1 pseudogene is annotated in these 334 nt (G+C 59.9%); it reads right to left on the bottom strand.

What is annotated here, in order from left to right:
- Positions 1 to 180 precede the first annotated feature (180 nt).
- Positions 181 to 334, bottom strand: a pseudogene (locus EE949_RS29915) (DUF1338 domain-containing protein); the annotation flags it as partial.

Here is a 334-nt window from a genome sequence, read left to right as displayed (position 1 = left end):
GTGATGAGACGGGAGGTGAAGTATCTGATTGACGCGAGGAAGCTGCGGGGAAAGCTGCCTGATCCGAGTAATCAGTGCCGGTGGGACGCGGAGCGTCCCGGAAGGCCCGGCGACACTGATCGTTCCCACGCTCCAGCGTGGTAACGCCTCTCAGGACGCTCCGCGTCCGCTTTTGGCGGTCTACAGACCCAGCGCCTCGTTGCATTCTTCCAGTGATCTGCGTTCGGTCTCGGCATACAGCTTCAATTCATCGAGCGTCTGACGCCCCAGTGCCTGCTGGAAATCTTCCTGGTTCGAACTGATCGCATAATGCGCCTGCGCGTTATCGCCCAGA

The organism is Pseudomonas viridiflava, assembly GCF_900602065.1.
Classification (GTDB): Bacteria; Pseudomonadota; Gammaproteobacteria; order Pseudomonadales; family Pseudomonadaceae; genus Aquipseudomonas.
This window is presented reverse-complemented; position numbering and strand designations above follow the sequence as displayed.